The sequence below is a fragment of the Trichocoleus sp. FACHB-40 genome, assembly GCF_014695915.1.
In the GTDB taxonomy this organism is placed as follows: Bacteria; Cyanobacteriota; Cyanobacteriia; order Cyanobacteriales; family FACHB-T130; genus Funiculus; species Funiculus sociatus.
Genome location: NZ_JACJPF010000052.1, coordinates 125,886 through 141,421, shown reverse-complemented (window position 1 = coordinate 141,421; position 15,536 = coordinate 125,886). Strand labels below are relative to the sequence as shown.

The window sequence follows — 15,536 nt, the reverse complement described above, 5'->3', positions numbered from 1 at the left end:
CAGACAATGACAAATGGTATCTATACGTTTGCTAACGATATGGTTTATGACCAGCTGGTTGCTCTCTTAAACAGCATAGAACTTAATGCTGGTAAAGAAATCCCAGTTTGTGTTATTCCTTACAATACTCAATTAGACAAGATTCGTGCTGAAGTAGCAGCCAGAAAGAATGTCACTCTGTTTGATGATGCAGCCTCTATTGCTTTTTGGGAAGACTTCATTACTCAGGCATGGAAAGCTCACAAAACAGCTCAGAAAGTTTGGCACAAAAAAGGCTGGCCTGAAGTTCGCAGGGTGAATTTTGTTAGAAAATTATGTAGTTTTGATGGAGCATTCGATAAGTTTATTTATATGGATGCAGATACTCTTTTAATGGGACCCATCGAGCAGATTTATCAGAAACTTGATAATTATGAATGGGTAGTCAATGACTTTCAGTATAAGTCTGATATGGATTATATTTTTAACCCGGAAGCAGAGAAACTAATTGAAAAAACTATCGGCTTAGAAAAAGCAAAATCTCAAATATTCTGTGCGGGTTGGTTTGCTTCTAAAAAAGGGGTGTTTAATTCTGTTGAGTTAGCGGATTTATTGGAGAAATTAAAAGCTGGTGAAGCGGAAGTAATGTCATTACGAGGTTCCGATCAACCGCTGTACAACTACCTGGTATCACGTAGTGGCATTTCCTACTACAACTTCGCTTATCACGATCTAGAGCAGGCAACAGGTAGTCACTGGTCTTCTAAATTTGATGTAGTAGATCATGTGCTTTATGACAAAGGTCGTCGGCTTACTTATATTCACTACATGAGTATCGCTTCTTCAGAGTTTACACAGCTTTGTGCTGGTGAAGATATTAATATTCCCTATCGAGATGTGTTTTTGCATTATCGGTATTTGAACTCACCTGAAGAACGTCCCAAGTTGGTTCGTCCAAGTTTGCTGGTTCGCGCACAAAGAAATGCCAAAAGCTTTGTTAGCCAAAACATTGGTAAGATCAGATCCAAATTAGTTAGCACGGGTGTGTTAAAACGTGCTAAATAAACTAAAAAGGTTGCCACAATATCACCTGAATTGATTTAAAAGCTTTCCTCTCAGCCTTGAGCTAGGTTGGCAGGCATTATTATCAAGACTCCACTACCCATGCCGCTTGAAAAAAGTCTCGTTCGCACAACATGGCATAGCGATAAGTTGATGTTACAGATGCTGTGGCGCTGGCGTAGCGGTCAACTAGCTTTTCCAGCTTTTCAGCCAGATGGTCAAATTCTTGGCTGCTGTAGGTGCGAATCCAGTCAGAGTATCGATGGTCTGGAATCCCCTTTTGAGCGAGTTGCTGACCTAAGAAAAGATAAAGACGCATACAGGGTGCCATTGCCACAGCGATCGCGCCAATCTCAGAACCCCAAGCTGTAGCCAGCAGAAAATCAGTATAACGGCGCGTCGCGGCTCCCGGTTCTACCGCCGCTAAGTTTACTCCCCACTCTCGCGCATATCCTTGATGCAGGCGAAGCTCATCCAAAACACCGCCGGCGAGGGTGTGGAAGATGTTAAATGCCTCCGAGTCGGGAGCCTTAGCTGCGGCGATGCTATAGGCACGGGCAAAAGCTTCTAAGAAAAAAGCATCTTGCCCCACGTAGTAGGCAAATCGCTCTTGAGGCAGCGTACCGTCAGCAATGCCCTGAACAAAGGAATGCTTAAGGCAGGCTTGCGCTAAATCTTGATTAGTCTGCCACAAGTCGCTGGATAAGGTCATAAACTGCTTTGAGAATATTGGGCGGGCGATGCCCCTAGCCTACCCCACAAGTCTTACAAAAGCATTTGCAGTAGTAGCGAACCAATCCCTCCCAGGAAGTTCATCAGATTTCCACCGCCGCTACCTGGTTGTTTTGGAGGTGTAGTAATCTCTTTAATGAAAAGTTGGGCGGTTTGGTAGCCCTGCATATTCCCCTGGACTGTAAAAATTTCTGCGGCCCGCTGGGAATCCAGCACCGCCCCTTGGCGATCGCCTGCTTGATAACGAGCTACTCCACGAGCAAAATAGGCGGCAGCAAACTGAGGTTTAAGAGCTAGAGCCTGATTGAAATGAGCGATCGCTCCTCCTTGATCCCCTTTCTGACCTTCTACCACGCCCCAAGTATAGAACTCTTCAGCTGTGGCTGCGTAGTTGGGGATACCTACAGCAGCCTGAAAGTTAGCACCGTTGACATTGGCACTAACCATACTCGCATTAACTAAATAACTTTCTCTCAGGTCAGCACCAGTCAGGTTTGCACCAGTCAAGTTAGCACCAGCCAAGTTGACACCAAACAATGAAGCACCACTGAGGTTAGCACCAGCCAGGTTTGCACCACTCAAATTAGCACGACTTAGGTTGGCACGGCTCAAGTCAGCGCCGCTCAGATTTGCTCCCGACAGGTCAGCTAAAGCAAAACCTGCTCCACTCAAATTGCACTGCGGACATTGTTTAGTTGCCAACAGCTGCCTGAGATGTTGCACATCTTCAGCTATTGCGGGAACTGCTAGGGAAATTGTTGCCAATAATGCTGCTGTTGCGGCGATTTGGGATTTCATATCGAGTCGTACAGCCGTAACGCTCTATTTTCCCCAGCATAAACCATTAAGGAATTCTCTGCGTTATCGTGCAGAATTATTATATCGATCGGCACTTTCCGGAGCCTGATGATTAGCCAGAGGCAAAAGACTGACAATTTGATCTGCGGTTTCTTTCAAGTTGATTTTTGAATAGGTCAGGGGAGCATTTGACCAGCTGTGTCCTAAAAACAGGTTGAGCGAAAATGTCAGCGTGGCGGCTACCATAAATTTTTCTAACATTTCAATCTCCCCTTCCCCTCACCAGATGATTTACATACTGTAAATCTGTATTACTAATATGGTTAATTTATTTTTAAGCTAGGGTGATCGAAACATACAAAAAAACGTGACAGTCTTCTTCCTTAGGAGTGATTTTGGTCACTGACACCAGAAATAGTATTTACAGAGGCGATCGCTACTAGCAAAATGAACCGGGAAAAGAATGCGATCGCCCTCAAAGGCTATTTTTGGTTAATTGTTCCCTACTTACTTAACAACTTGACGTTGGCGTTGTTGCCGCCAAGCAGGGAATAAAGCGCCCAACGTCAATAAGCAAACCGTCGTAGCAGGTTCTGGGACTGAAATATTAAGCGGTTGCGAAGTGTAAGCTATACCGATAGGACGTAATAACTTATTACTGGTGGGTACAAAAATAGAGCCATTATTACCCGGTAAGGGTAAGGGTTCTCCTGTAACTCCGTCATAACGAAGGATTGCGCCAAAGTTAGTATTTATGTCAAAGCCTACAGTGTAGAGAATATCATCAACGCCAAAGGTCAAGTTACCGATGAAATTGCTACTCGGAACTGTCCCCGTGTAATTGGTTGATAAAACATCAATCTCCGTCCCTGTGTTCAAGTCATAACGTCTGATGTCGTTAGCGAAATCACTGACAAAGAGATCGCTATTAGAACCAAAAGCTAATCCCAGCAAACTAACAAAGCCAAAACTGTCTGGTGATGGTGTTGGCTGTTCGATAAATACCGTAGAAGTTTTTGTTTTCAGATCAAACCGCAGCACTTGGCTGGGGAGTCCCGGAAAAGTGGGATTGCCGTTAACAGCAATACTACCCTGAGTAGTGACAAATAGGCTGCCATCAGAACCGAAAAGTAAGCCGTTCGGCCCGTTTAATCCGCCTGGTTGACCATTTCCAGAGGCGAAAACATCAATAAAATCTCCCGTTTTTCCGTCGTAACGCAGGATTTGGTCACTGAGGAAACTACTGACGTAGAGATAACCATCGGGGCCAAACGCATTACCATAAGGACGAAATAAGCCGCCGCCAGAGGCGAAAACATCAATAAATTTCCCCGTCTTTCCGTTGTAGCGAAGAATGGCAGAAGTTTCAGGGGTGTTTCCACTAGAGACGTAAAAGTTGCCATCAGGGCCGAAGTTCAAGTCATCTGGTGCAATTAATCCACCTGTACCAGGAGTGATAAAATCTCCAAGATATGCTCCACTCTGTTCGTCAAAGAGCAGTACGTTGTTACCTGTGGTATTGCCGACTAATATAGCTGCATTGGCAGAAGATAGACCCAGAAAAAAGGTAGTGAAGGCACTGAGAACCAGTGAAGCTTTAAGGACAGCAAGCTTTTCGTACATGGATGGTACACCTTTTTATGATTTATTACAAATAATTTCTACAATATCGGGAAATTACCAGTATAAAAAGTTTTTTCTATACAAATGATGTTTAAGTACAAACCGAACCAAATTCAGAGGAAGCATAAAGACGTAAGCGTATCGCGACCACCTATAAGAGAGCGATCGCATTTGGGTTATGTTATGACTACACTTACACTGAGTTAAAAATTTGGCTATGCGTCAGTTATTACCTGTATTATCCGCGCTCGTAAGTGTAGCAACTCTGATCAGTTTAGGCACTACCGCCCCAGCAATGGCAGATGCAACAACTAATTTAACAGGCGTACACATAGCTCAACGCCCTAACTGTAACAATCCTCAAACTCAAGCAGAAATGAACGCTTGTGCTGGGTTGTCCTACCAAGCCGCTGACAGAAGGCTCAACCAAGTTTACCAGCGACTTCTACCAAAGTTGACAAGCTCCCGCCGCCAGAAACTGATTACTGCACAACAGGCGTGGATCAAGTTTCGAGATAGCAGTTGTGCTTTTGAGAGAAGTGAAGTTGAGGGGGGAACAATGGAACCGATGATTTACAGTGGATGTCTTGCAGAGACGACAAGACAGCGTACAGCACAATTAGAAAGTTATCTTGTTGATACAAATAAGTAAATTGAGAATGCGATCGCACTACTTAAATGAAATAGGTGAGGAATGCGATCGCGGTATTAGAACTTTTTTTGCAACGCTCCTAGCAACTAATCAGATTTTTACATAACTCCAGTTCAGATAAGCTGTTCGTCATTTAAACCTGATTGTCAAGAATTGCCGAATCCTTGTAGTGCGACCATCTTGGTTGGGACTAATAACCAATTTAAAGGAGTAACAGCTTAAAGATATAGATGATGGAGCGACCAAATCTACCAACCAGCAGCTGGAGAATTTGCCAATGCACTACTGTCTCAAATCTCTCAGCCTTGCCACTGCTACTCTACTGCTTTCGCTGATGTCTCCTCTTTTACCGCTTACCTTGAAGTTTGAGCCTCTGGTAGCACAGGCGCAAACGACTCAAGACAGAAAAGCTGAGGCATTGCGGTTGTACCAAGAGGGAAGCCAACAATTCAACAGAGGGCAATTTCAAGAAGCCTTGCAGGCAGCCCAGCAGGCTTTGGTCATTTTTAGAGAAATTGGCGATCGCCAAGGAGAAGCCAATTCTCTGATGGGTTTAGGTGGTGCTTACGGCTATTTGGGGCAATATCAGCAGGCAATTGAGTCTTATCAACAGGCGTTAGCAATTCAACGGGAACTTGGTGACCGCCGAGGGGAAGCGTACTCTCTGGGAGGTTTAGGTAGTGCTTATGGTTCTTTGAGGCAACATCAGCAGGCAATTGAGTCTCATCAAACTCATCAGCAGGCAATTGAGTCTTATAAACAGGCGCTAGCAATTCAACGGGAACTTGGTGAGCGCCGGGGAGAAGCTTACTTGCTACAGAATTTTGGTAGAACTTATCAAATGATGGGGCAACACAAAGAAGCGATTGCAGTTTATCAGCAGTGGTTAACGATTGCGAGGGAAATCGGTGATCGCCAAGGAGAAGCCTACTCTCTAGGAAGTTTAGGTAGTGCTTATGGTTCTTTGGGGCCACATCAGTGGGCACAGGCAATTGAGTTTTATCAACAGGCGCTAGCAATTCAACGGGAACTTAGTGACCGCCGGGGAGAAGCTTACTTGCTACAAAATTTTGGTAGAACTTATCAAATGATGGGGCAACACAAAGAAGCGATTGCGGTTTATCAGCAATGGTTGACGATTACGAGGGAAATCGGCGATCAACGAGGAGAAGCTACTTCTCTGGGAAGTTTAGGTAGTGCTTACAGTTATTTGAGGCAACATCAGCAGGCAATTGAGTTTTATCAACAGGCGCTAGCAATTCAACGGGAAATTAGCGATCGCCAAGGGAAAGCCTCCTCGCTAAGGAGTTTGGGTTGGTCTTACGTTTCTTTAGGGCAATACAGAGAAGCGATTGAGATCCATCAGCAGTCGTTAGCCATTACACGAGAACTCGGTAACCGCCAGGAAGAAGCTCACTCTCTGAGGGAGTTGGGTCAAGCTTATAATGCCTCGGGACAATACAAAGAAGCGATTGAGGTCTATCAGCAGGCGTTGGCTATTGGTCGAGAAATCGGTTACTGGGACCACTCTGCTCAATTGGGTTTGGATAGTGCTTACGTTGCTTCGGGGCGAGATAATCGCTCTCGTCTCTACAGAGATCAGATAGAACACAAACAGCAGTTTTTGGCTGGAGCCAGAGCCAGTGGCGATCGCCGAATGGAAGCCGGTACTCTGGTCGAATTGGGTAAGATTTACACTACTTCGGGGCAATACAAAGAAGCGATTGCGGTCTATCAGCAGTCGTTGGCTATCGTCCGGGAAATTGGCGACCGTAGGGGAGAAGGTTACATTCTGCCTAATCTGGGGGATGCTTACTATTCTCTGGGGCAATACAGGGAAGCGATTGAGATTTATCAACAGTCGTTGACTATTTTCCGGCAGTTTAGAGACCGCCTTCGTCCCTTTGAGCGCCTCAGTGCTCATTATGTGGAAGCCGGAACTCTAGGGAATCTAGGGGATGCTTACTATTCCCTAGGGCAATACAGAGAAGCACTTGAGGTCTATCAGCAGGTGTTGGCTATTGCCCGAGAAGTTGGCGATCGTTTTACGGAAGGCGACAATCTAGGGAATCTAGGGAATGTTTACTACGCCTTGAGGCAATACCCTGAAGCAATTGAGTGTTATCAGCAGTCGTTGGCTATTGCTCGAGAAATCGGCTTTAGCGACGAACCACAAGGAAAATTGCTTAGTTATATTGGTATGGTGCTGGCCCAACAAAACCAGCCAGAACTAGCGATTGTTTTTTATAAGCAATCCATTAGTATTCGAGAAACCATTCGGCGCAATATCCGGGAAGCGCCACAAAAGGATCAGCAGACCTACACGGAAACCGTCGCAGACAGCTACCGCGCTCTAGCTGACCTCCTCTTCAAGCAAGACCGAGTCCTCGAAGCGCAACGAGTCCTCGACCTCCTCAAAGTTCAAGAACTCAACGACTACCTGGACAACGTGCGCGGCAACAACAACACCGCTCAAGGCTTACCGAATCTCCTACCCGAACAACAGACATGGGAGAACTATCAGGCAGTTCTTAACAAAGCGATTGAAATTGGCAAAGAACTCACCCAACTGCGACAGCTGAAACAAAAGGGCATGCTCACCCCTACTCAAGAACAGCGTATCGCCCAACTGGTGAAAGCCCAAGAAACGATTAGGGCAGAATTTAACAACTTCACCCGAAGTCCAGAAGTGCTGGCACTGGTGACACAGCGAAGTCCCGAAACCCTATCTCAGGATTTGCTGCTGCGGATGGGAGACTTCAACGCCTTACAAGATAACCTGAGAAATCTGCAACAAAAAGCAGTCCTCCTCTACCCCTTAATTCTGGATGACCGCCTTGAACTCATCCTCACCACCCCCGACTCTCCGCCGATTCGGCGCACCGTCCAAGTTCCCAAGAAACAACTCAATGAGACAATTGTCGCCTTTCGCAGCGCTTTACAAGACCCCGCAGCCGACGCCAAAACTCCCGCACAACAACTCTACAACTGGCTGATTAAACCCCTAGAAGCCGACCTCAAAGCCGCAGATGCCCAAACGATTATCTACGCACCCGACGCTCAACTGCGTTACATTCCCCTAGCCGCTTTGTACGACGGTCAACAATGGTTAGTGCAACGCTACCGCATCAATAATATTACTGCCGCATCCCTCACCGACCTCAACACCAAACCGCAACGCCAAATGCAAGTCTTAGCCGGTGCCTTTGCAACGGGACGCTACAGCTTCACCGTTGGCGGACAATCCTTTGACTTTGCCGGGTTGCCCTTTGCTGGAACCGAGGTGGAGAATTTAGCCAAAACTATTCCCGCTACAACCCAACTCATCGATAAAGCTTTCACTCCCCAAGTCACTGTTCCTAAAATGGATGACTACACCGTCGTGCATCTCGCCACTCATGCCGCGTTTGTCGTAGGGACACCGGACGATTCCTTTATTCTCTTTGGAAATGGCGATCGCATCACCCTCCGAGATATCCAAAATTGGAGCCTCAAGAACGTCGATTTGGTAGTTCTTTCTGCCTGTGAAACCGGATTGGGCGGAAAACTGGGGAACGGCGAAGAGATTCTCGGCTTAGGCTACCAGATGCAGAGGGCAGGGGCAAGGGCTGTGATCGCTTCCCTGTGGACGGTTGACGATGGCGGGACTCAAACCTTGATGAATACCTTCTATGCAAATCTAAAAAAGAGCAACACCACAAAAGCCGAAGCTCTTCGCCAAACCCAAATCGCCCTGATTACTGGCGATTCTACAGCTTTGGGTCAAGCGCAGGGCATTTTTGCCGTCGAACATGTTCGCAATAGTTCACCTAATGTAAGCGCTCACCTTAGCCACCCCTATTATTGGGCACCGTTTATCCTGATTGGCAATGGCTTGTAGTCAGTAGTTTTATTTGCGGCAAGAATGCGATCGCTCTATCAATTATGCTGTCACTGCTAGACGTAAATCAGCGATGACTGCCTCGCTTCCAGCATCAGGGAGAATTCATATTACTTAACTTAGATTGAGAGCGTTGACATCAAACTCCAGGCTTATTACAGTCACGCCTGCGGTAGTCTAGATAAAGTGACTTTATTTGCTGTGTTCAGGCGATCGCTATATGTCCCCTACAGTTTCCAGTCCTACCCGTACCATCCGCATCGGTTCTCGTAAAAGCCAACTCGCACTCGTCCAGACTTACTGGGTGCAAGCACAACTCCAGAAACACTTTCCAGATTGCACCTTTGAAGTCCACACGATGGCGACTCAAGGTGACAAAATTCTAGATGTTGCCTTAGCCAAGATTGGTGATAAGGGACTATTTACCAAAGAACTCGAAGTGGGAATGCTCAACCACGAGACAGACTTTGCCGTGCATTCCCTGAAAGATTTGCCTACCAACTTGCCAGAAGGATTGGTTTTAGGATGCGTCAGCGAACGGGAAAATCCGGCTGATGCCCTCGTGGTGCATGAAAAGCACAAAGACAAGCAACTCGACACCCTGCCTGAAGGTGCTGTAGTGGGAACCTCTTCCCTGCGGCGGCTGGCACAGATGCGCCACCACTATCCTCACCTATCCTTTAAAGATATTCGGGGCAACCTGAATACTAGGTTGGCAAAACTAGATACTGGCGAGTACGACGCAATTATTTTAGCTGTGGCTGGGTTGCAACGGCTGGATATGAGCGATCGCATCCATCAAGTCATACCTGCTGAAATTTCTCTTCACGCCGTTGGACAAGGCGCTTTAGGCATTGAATGCCGCGAGGGTGACACCGAAATTCTGGATTTACTCAAAGCACTAGAGCATAAACCCACCGCTCAACGCTGCTACGCTGAAAGAGCCTTTCTCCGAACACTAGAGGGCGGTTGTCAAGTACCAATCGGGGTTAATACTCAGATTGACGGCGATACCCTCACCTTAACGGGGATGGTTGCCAGTTTGGACGGCAAGCGGATGATTAAAGATACCGTTAGCGGTGCTGCCAGCGATGCCGAACAACTAGGGATTCAACTTGCCCATCGGTTACGGGAACAGGGAGCTTCTGCAATTTTAGAAGAGATTTTTACTGAAGTCGGACGCGGTCATTAATCCAAAATCCAAAATCCTTGCATCCAAAATCGGGTAGCCGATCCCTAGACTCGGTATGATGTAACAAAATATTTCAGGAAACGCCAGTAATCATGCGAATTCTGTTTGTTGCAGCTGAAGCAGCCCCCGTCGCCAAAGTTGGTGGGATGGGCGATGTAGTTGGTGCCTTACCAAAAATTCTGCGAAAAATGGGGCATGATGTGCGAATATTCATGCCCTACTACGGTATGTTGCCCGACAAAATGGAGATCCCCAAAGATCCTATCTGGTCGGGTTCTGCCATGTTCCAGTCTTTCGACGTTTACGAAAGCGTTCTGCCTGGAACCGATGTGCCGCTTTATCTATTTGGCCATCCTGCCTTCATGCCTCGCCGCATTTATTCTGGGGAAGATGAAGACTGGCGGTTCACCCTGTTTGCCAACGGTGCAGCAGAGTTTTGCTGGAACTATTGGAAACCGCAAATTGTCCATTGCCACGACTGGCACACTGGCATGATTCCAGTGTGGATGCACCAAGATCCCGATATCACCAGCGTCTTCACGATTCACAACTTGGCTTATCAAGGGCCGTGGCGCTGGTATTTAGAAAAAATTACCTGGTGTCCCTGGTATATGCAGGGTCACAACACGATGGCAGCAGCGGTGCAGTTTGCTAACAAGGTGAACACCGTTTCTCCCACCTACGCCCAGCAGATCCAAACTGCGGCGTATGGCGAAACTTTGGAAGGCTTGCTGTCTTTCATCAGTGGCAAGTTATCCGGCATTGTCAACGGCATCGACACCGAGGTTTATGACCCCGCCACTGATAAATACATCGCACAGACTTTCACCATCGATACCCTTGACAAACGCCAAGCTAACAAGATTGCACTGCAAGAAGAAGTCGGCTTAGAAGTTAACAAAAATGCCTTTTTAATTGGCATGGTAACGCGACTGGTGGAGCAGAAGGGCATCGATCTGGTGATTCAGATGCTCGATCGGTTCATGTCGTATACTGACGCTCAATTTGTGCTGCTGGGTACGGGCGATCGCTACTATGAAACCCAAATGTGGCAGATGGCATCTCGTTTCCCAGGTCGCATGGCAAACTACTTACTCTATAACGATGCCCTCGCCCGACGCATCTACGCTGGCTCAGATGCCTTCCTGATGCCCAGCCGCTTCGAGCCTTGCGGCATTAGCCAAATGTTATCTATGCGTTACGGTTGCGTACCGATTGTGCGGCGCACTGGTGGCTTAGTCGATACGGTTTCATTCCACGACCCGATGCAACACGCTGGGACTGGTTACTGCTTCGACCGCTACGAACCCCTTGACCTCTATACCTGCATGGTACGAGCTTGGGAAGGCTTCCGCTTCAAACCCCAGTGGCAGGAGTTGCAGAAGCGGGGAATGCAGATGGACTTCAGCTGGGATACGTCCGCCAAGGAGTATGTCAAACTTTACAACTCCATGTACGGCATCACCGAGGAGCCATCGGGCCCAGTTAAACAGCCTGAGTTAGTAAATACGTAGTCCCAAAAAGCACCCAACAAAAAACCCCCTACTCTAGGGGGTTTTTTGTTGGGAATGTAGTGATCGCGATCCCCACCCCTGACAAACTGGGTGACAAAGCCTTCAAAACCTTGCGATCGCATAGGATGCACTCTTTGTCAGAGTAACGCACCAGTCCTAAAATCTAGTCATAAGTTAAGGTTATCCCTAATAATCCTTGATTTAGGGGCAATAAAAAGCTCTACAAGCGCCATACTTATTTGGGTTACACCTGGTTGGAGCTGGGTAGCGATCGCTTATATATATTGTTTATATGAAGTACAGTTTACGCACTCTTGCTTAGATTCTGTGTAACATTTTTTCAAACGCAAGCGGTGACTACAGAAACAGCCTAAAAATAAAGCCAGTTTTTCTTGAAATTCATCGTTTCTTCCGAAAGTATGCCAGTAGAATCGCGGATCTCAATAGGTATTAACTACAGCTAGGATTTAGCAGACCGATTTTATGAAGTTCTTATGAAGCTTTATAAAATCGCCCAGCAGAGTCATGTCTAGCTTTCTTGTTCTTTTCCGAAGAGGAAAAAATGTCTAAAATACAGTCTTCTGGATCGCGACTGCTGTTGATTCTTGCCGCCCCCGTTATTAGCCTTGGGCTTGCAAAACCAGGACTAGCTATAACCACCTACTACGTTGCAACCAATGGTAGTGATAGCAATTCTGGGAGCCAAAACAGTCCATTTGCCACCATCACCCACGCAGCTACCAAAGCAGACCCAGGCGATACGGTATATGTCCGGGGAGGCACCTACAGGTTTTCTCAAGAACAATACATCGGCAGCATCGGCACCTCCAGCAATCCGATAAGCTACCAATCCTATCCAGGGGAGAAAGTAATCCTAGATGGCTCTCGAACACCAAGCAACACCAACATAGTGAACGTAGCTGGCAGCCATAACATCTTCAAGGGCTTTGAACTAGACAACGCTAAATTTGTCGGAATTGTCTCCTGGGGTGGCAAGAATATCCAAATCCTCAACAACGTCATTGAGGACTCTTACCGCAACGCTATCTTTGTCGGTTACGACAAAAATATGACCACTGCCTCAAACATCCAGATCAAAAACAACACTGTTTACTCAAATTGCCTAGTTAATAAGAGCCGTAACACAGATGGTGGATGGCCGCAAGCTATCGGCAGCAGTATGGCGAGTAACATAACCATCAGCAATAACCATGTGTATGAGAACTATGGTGAGGGAATCGGCATTGTTCTCACCGACGGCGGTGTTGCCTCTGGTAATAAGGTGCATGACAACTACAGCGTGAATCTGTACCTGGATAACGCCACTGACATCACAGTAGAGAGAAACCTCATTTACACCACCAACAATTCGGAATTTTACCGTTACGGTAAACCAGCTAGCGGGATTCAGGCAGCTAATGAACCTTATGGATCTTCCAATCCAGTTAAGGACATCACAATCCGCAACAATATTGTCATCGGGGGCATTACAGGCTTCGCTTACTATTCAAGCTATGGCAACGGTGGGGGCATGAAAAACTTTGTCATTGCCAACAACACGTTTTACAAAGCGGGGCGAGCCATGCTTCTCATCGAAGATGATAAAGGGCATAAGAGTAATCTAATTGCCAACAACATTTTCTACCAAACTGGCGATGGCGAGATGACGGAAATGTCAGACAAAACTAAATCGACATTTCAGAATAACGCTTGGTTCGGTGGCAGTGCGGGTTTTGCTGCGGGTAGCGGCGACGTGAACGCAAACCCGATGTTACTAAATCTGGGATCTACGGTGGCAAGTGACTACAAGTTAAAAGCTGGTTCGCCATTAATTGAGGCTGGTACTAGGCTTAGTGAAGTCCCTAATGATTATGCGGGATCGAGCCGACCGCTAGGGCAACAGTATGACATTGGGGCTTACGAATTTTTTAAGTAGACAAGAATAATTTTTTAATGCAAACGATGCAGAAGTAATCGCTCTCAATGTGCAAAAAGATTTCTTTGCATATTGAGAAGGTTTACGAAAGCGCTCTTTGCATTAAAAAAGCCTGCGGCGGAGTGGAGTCAGGTAGCTTTTTATCTACTCCTAAAAACTTGTGCTGCTGGAAGCGATCGCTACTAAAAAACTTGGAATAAGCCTGCCAAGGAGTGCATCGGACTATACAACTATCAGGGAAGAGGCACACAAAGTTTTACAACCTTGCGATCGCTGAGAATCCTCTGTCTGTGAGTATTATGCCCCAGAAAAGGAATTCCACCATGATTTGAACTAATTGTCAATAGTTGGCAATTTGGTAAAAATAACGAGTGCTAAAACGCTTAAATTCTCTGGGATTATACCTGGCTAGAGTTGGGGTTGCGATCGCTTATCTGCGTTTTTTATCGCTTAGAGCTTGGGTCGTCTTTGCCAACTTCCAAGAAATTATTTTTCCAATGTAAGTTGCAACTACAAAAAGACGCTGGAAATCAAAGGGAGTTTGTACTGAAGTTCATCGTTTCTTTAAAAAGCATGGCAGTAAAATTGCGGATCTCAAGCGGTATTAACGACAGTTAGGATTTAGCAAATCGGTTTTATGAAGTTCTTATGAAGCTTCATGAACACCCACAGCAGAGTAATGTCTAGCTTTCTTGTTCTTTTCCGAAGAGGAAAAAAATGTCTCAAATCAAGTCTTCTGGATCGCGTCTGCTGTTAACTCTTACTGTCTCCATTGTTAGTCTCGGACTTGCAAAACCAGGACTAGCTATTACCACCTACTACGTTGCAACCAATGGTAGTAATAATAATCTTGGAAGTCAGAACAGCCCCTTTGCCACCATCACCCACGCAGCTACCAAGGCAAAGCCAGGCGACACAGTATATGTTCGGGGAGGCACCTACACTTTTTCTAACGAACAATACATCGGCAGCATCGGCACCTCCAGTGCGCCAATTAGTTACCAATCCTATCCAGGCGAGAAAGCAATCTTAGATAGCACTCGAACTCCAAGCAACAGCAACCTGGTGAATGTAGCTGGCACATACAACATTTTCAAAGGCTTTGAACTCAAAAACGCCAAATCTATAGGCATTGTGTCGTGGGGTGGCAAGAACATCCAGATTCTCAACAATGTCATTTACAACTCCTACAAAAACGGTATTTTTGTCGGTTTCGACAGAGATATGACCACAGCATCAAACATCCGGATCATTGGCAACACCGTTTACTCAAATTGCCTGGTAAATAAAAGCCGCAACCTTACTGGTGGATGGCCCCAAGGGATAGGCAGCACTATGGCAAGCAACATAACCATCAGCAACAACCACGTGTATCAGAACTATGGCGAGGGAATCGACTTTGTTCTCACCAACGGCGGTGTTGCCTCCGGTAATAATGTACATGACAACTTCAGCGTGAATCTGTACCTGGACAACGCCACCAACATTACAGTAGAACGCAATCGTATTTACACCACCAACAACACAAATTTCTTCCGTGAAGGTAAACCTGCCAGTGGTATTCAAGCAGCTAATGAATACTATGGATTTTCCAACCCAATCAACAATATCAAAATCCGCAACAACATTGTCATTGGGGGGAATACAGGCTTTGCCTATTTTTCAAATTATGGGAGAGGCGGAGGCTTGAAAAACTTTGTCATTGCTAACAACACATTTTACAAAGCAACACGAGCCATTCTCCTAATCCATAATGATTCTGGGCATACAAATAACCTAATTGCCAACAACATTTTTTATCAAACTGGCGGCGTTGCGATGACAGAAATTCCAGCCAAAACTGGATTAGCATTTCGGAATAATGTTTGGTACGGTGGTAGTGCTGGTATTGCTGGGGGTACTGGCGATATCACCGCGAATCCGCTGCTTGTTAATCTGGGAACTACGGTAGCAACTGACTACAAGCTGAAGCTTGGTTCACCAGCAATTGAAGCGGGTACTACGCTTACTCAAGTCACCAATGATTATGCAGGATCGAGCCGACCTCTAGGGCTGAAGTATGACATTGGGGCTTACGAATTTTTCAAGTAGAAAAGAGCGTCTTAACGCAGAGGATGCAGAAGTAATTGCAAAGGACAAAAGAGTAACTATAACTCTTTGCATACCTT

The 15,536-nt window shown here is 46.2% G+C and carries 11 protein-coding genes; 7 read left to right on the top strand and 4 right to left on the bottom strand.

Annotation, left to right across the window (positions count from 1 at the left end; translation table 11 throughout):
- Nucleotides 1-6 precede the first annotated feature (6 nt).
- Nucleotides 7-1,044 (top strand): Npun_R2821/Npun_R2822 family protein, encoded by a 1,038-nt coding sequence (locus H6F63_RS11795; protein ID WP_190637542.1) that lies wholly within the window; start codon nt 7-9, stop codon nt 1,042-1,044.
- Nucleotides 1,045-1,126: 82 nt separating this feature from the next.
- Here the strand turns inward: H6F63_RS11795 and H6F63_RS11790 are convergent, their stop codons facing one another.
- The 4 genes from H6F63_RS11790 to H6F63_RS11775 all read right to left on the bottom strand — a co-directional run bounded on the left by H6F63_RS11790 (nt 1,127) and on the right by H6F63_RS11775 (nt 4,194).
- Nucleotides 1,127-1,753: a TenA family protein gene (locus H6F63_RS11790; protein ID WP_190637539.1), complete on the bottom strand. Its 627-nt coding sequence runs from the start codon at nt 1,751-1,753 to the stop codon at nt 1,127-1,129.
- Between the two features lie 53 nt (nt 1,754-1,806).
- Complete coding sequence (locus tag H6F63_RS11785) at nt 1,807-2,571, bottom strand: pentapeptide repeat-containing protein (protein WP_190637537.1); 765 nt, start codon at nt 2,569-2,571, stop codon at nt 1,807-1,809.
- 63 nt (nt 2,572-2,634) lie between these two features.
- Nucleotides 2,635-2,832 (bottom strand): hypothetical protein, encoded by a 198-nt coding sequence (locus H6F63_RS11780; protein ID WP_190637535.1) that lies wholly within the window; start codon nt 2,830-2,832, stop codon nt 2,635-2,637.
- 246 nt (nt 2,833-3,078) lie between these two features.
- Complete coding sequence (locus tag H6F63_RS11775) at nt 3,079-4,194, bottom strand: PEP-CTERM sorting domain-containing protein (RefSeq protein WP_190637533.1); 1,116 nt, start codon at nt 4,192-4,194, stop codon at nt 3,079-3,081.
- Between the two features lie 217 nt (nt 4,195-4,411).
- On the opposite strand from H6F63_RS11775, the gene H6F63_RS11770 reads away from it, so the two are divergent.
- From H6F63_RS11770 to H6F63_RS11745, 6 genes are all read left to right on the top strand, one after another.
- Nucleotides 4,412-4,846, top strand: a complete 435-nt coding sequence (locus H6F63_RS11770) for a lysozyme inhibitor LprI family protein (RefSeq protein ID WP_190637531.1) — start codon at nt 4,412-4,414, stop codon at nt 4,844-4,846.
- 277 nt (nt 4,847-5,123) lie between these two features.
- The gene (locus H6F63_RS11765; protein WP_190637529.1) at nt 5,124-8,726 is read left to right on the top strand and encodes a tetratricopeptide repeat protein; all 3,603 of its coding nucleotides are present in this window, start codon (nt 5,124-5,126) and stop codon (nt 8,724-8,726) included.
- A 220-nt stretch (nt 8,727-8,946) separates the two neighbouring features.
- Nucleotides 8,947-9,918: a hydroxymethylbilane synthase gene (gene hemC, locus H6F63_RS11760; protein WP_190637527.1), complete on the top strand. Its 972-nt coding sequence runs from the start codon at nt 8,947-8,949 to the stop codon at nt 9,916-9,918.
- A 92-nt stretch (nt 9,919-10,010) separates the two neighbouring features.
- On the top strand, nt 10,011-11,432 hold the full coding sequence (gene glgA, locus H6F63_RS11755; RefSeq protein ID WP_190637525.1) for a glycogen synthase GlgA: 1,422 nt from the start codon (nt 10,011-10,013) through the stop codon (nt 11,430-11,432).
- A 562-nt stretch (nt 11,433-11,994) separates the two neighbouring features.
- Nucleotides 11,995-13,368: a right-handed parallel beta-helix repeat-containing protein gene (locus H6F63_RS11750; protein WP_190637522.1), complete on the top strand. Its 1,374-nt coding sequence runs from the start codon at nt 11,995-11,997 to the stop codon at nt 13,366-13,368.
- Between the two features lie 717 nt (nt 13,369-14,085).
- Entirely contained in the window at nt 14,086-15,459 is a 1,374-nt protein-coding gene (locus H6F63_RS11745; RefSeq protein ID WP_190637521.1) for a right-handed parallel beta-helix repeat-containing protein, read from the top strand.
- Nucleotides 15,460-15,536 lie beyond the last annotated feature (77 nt).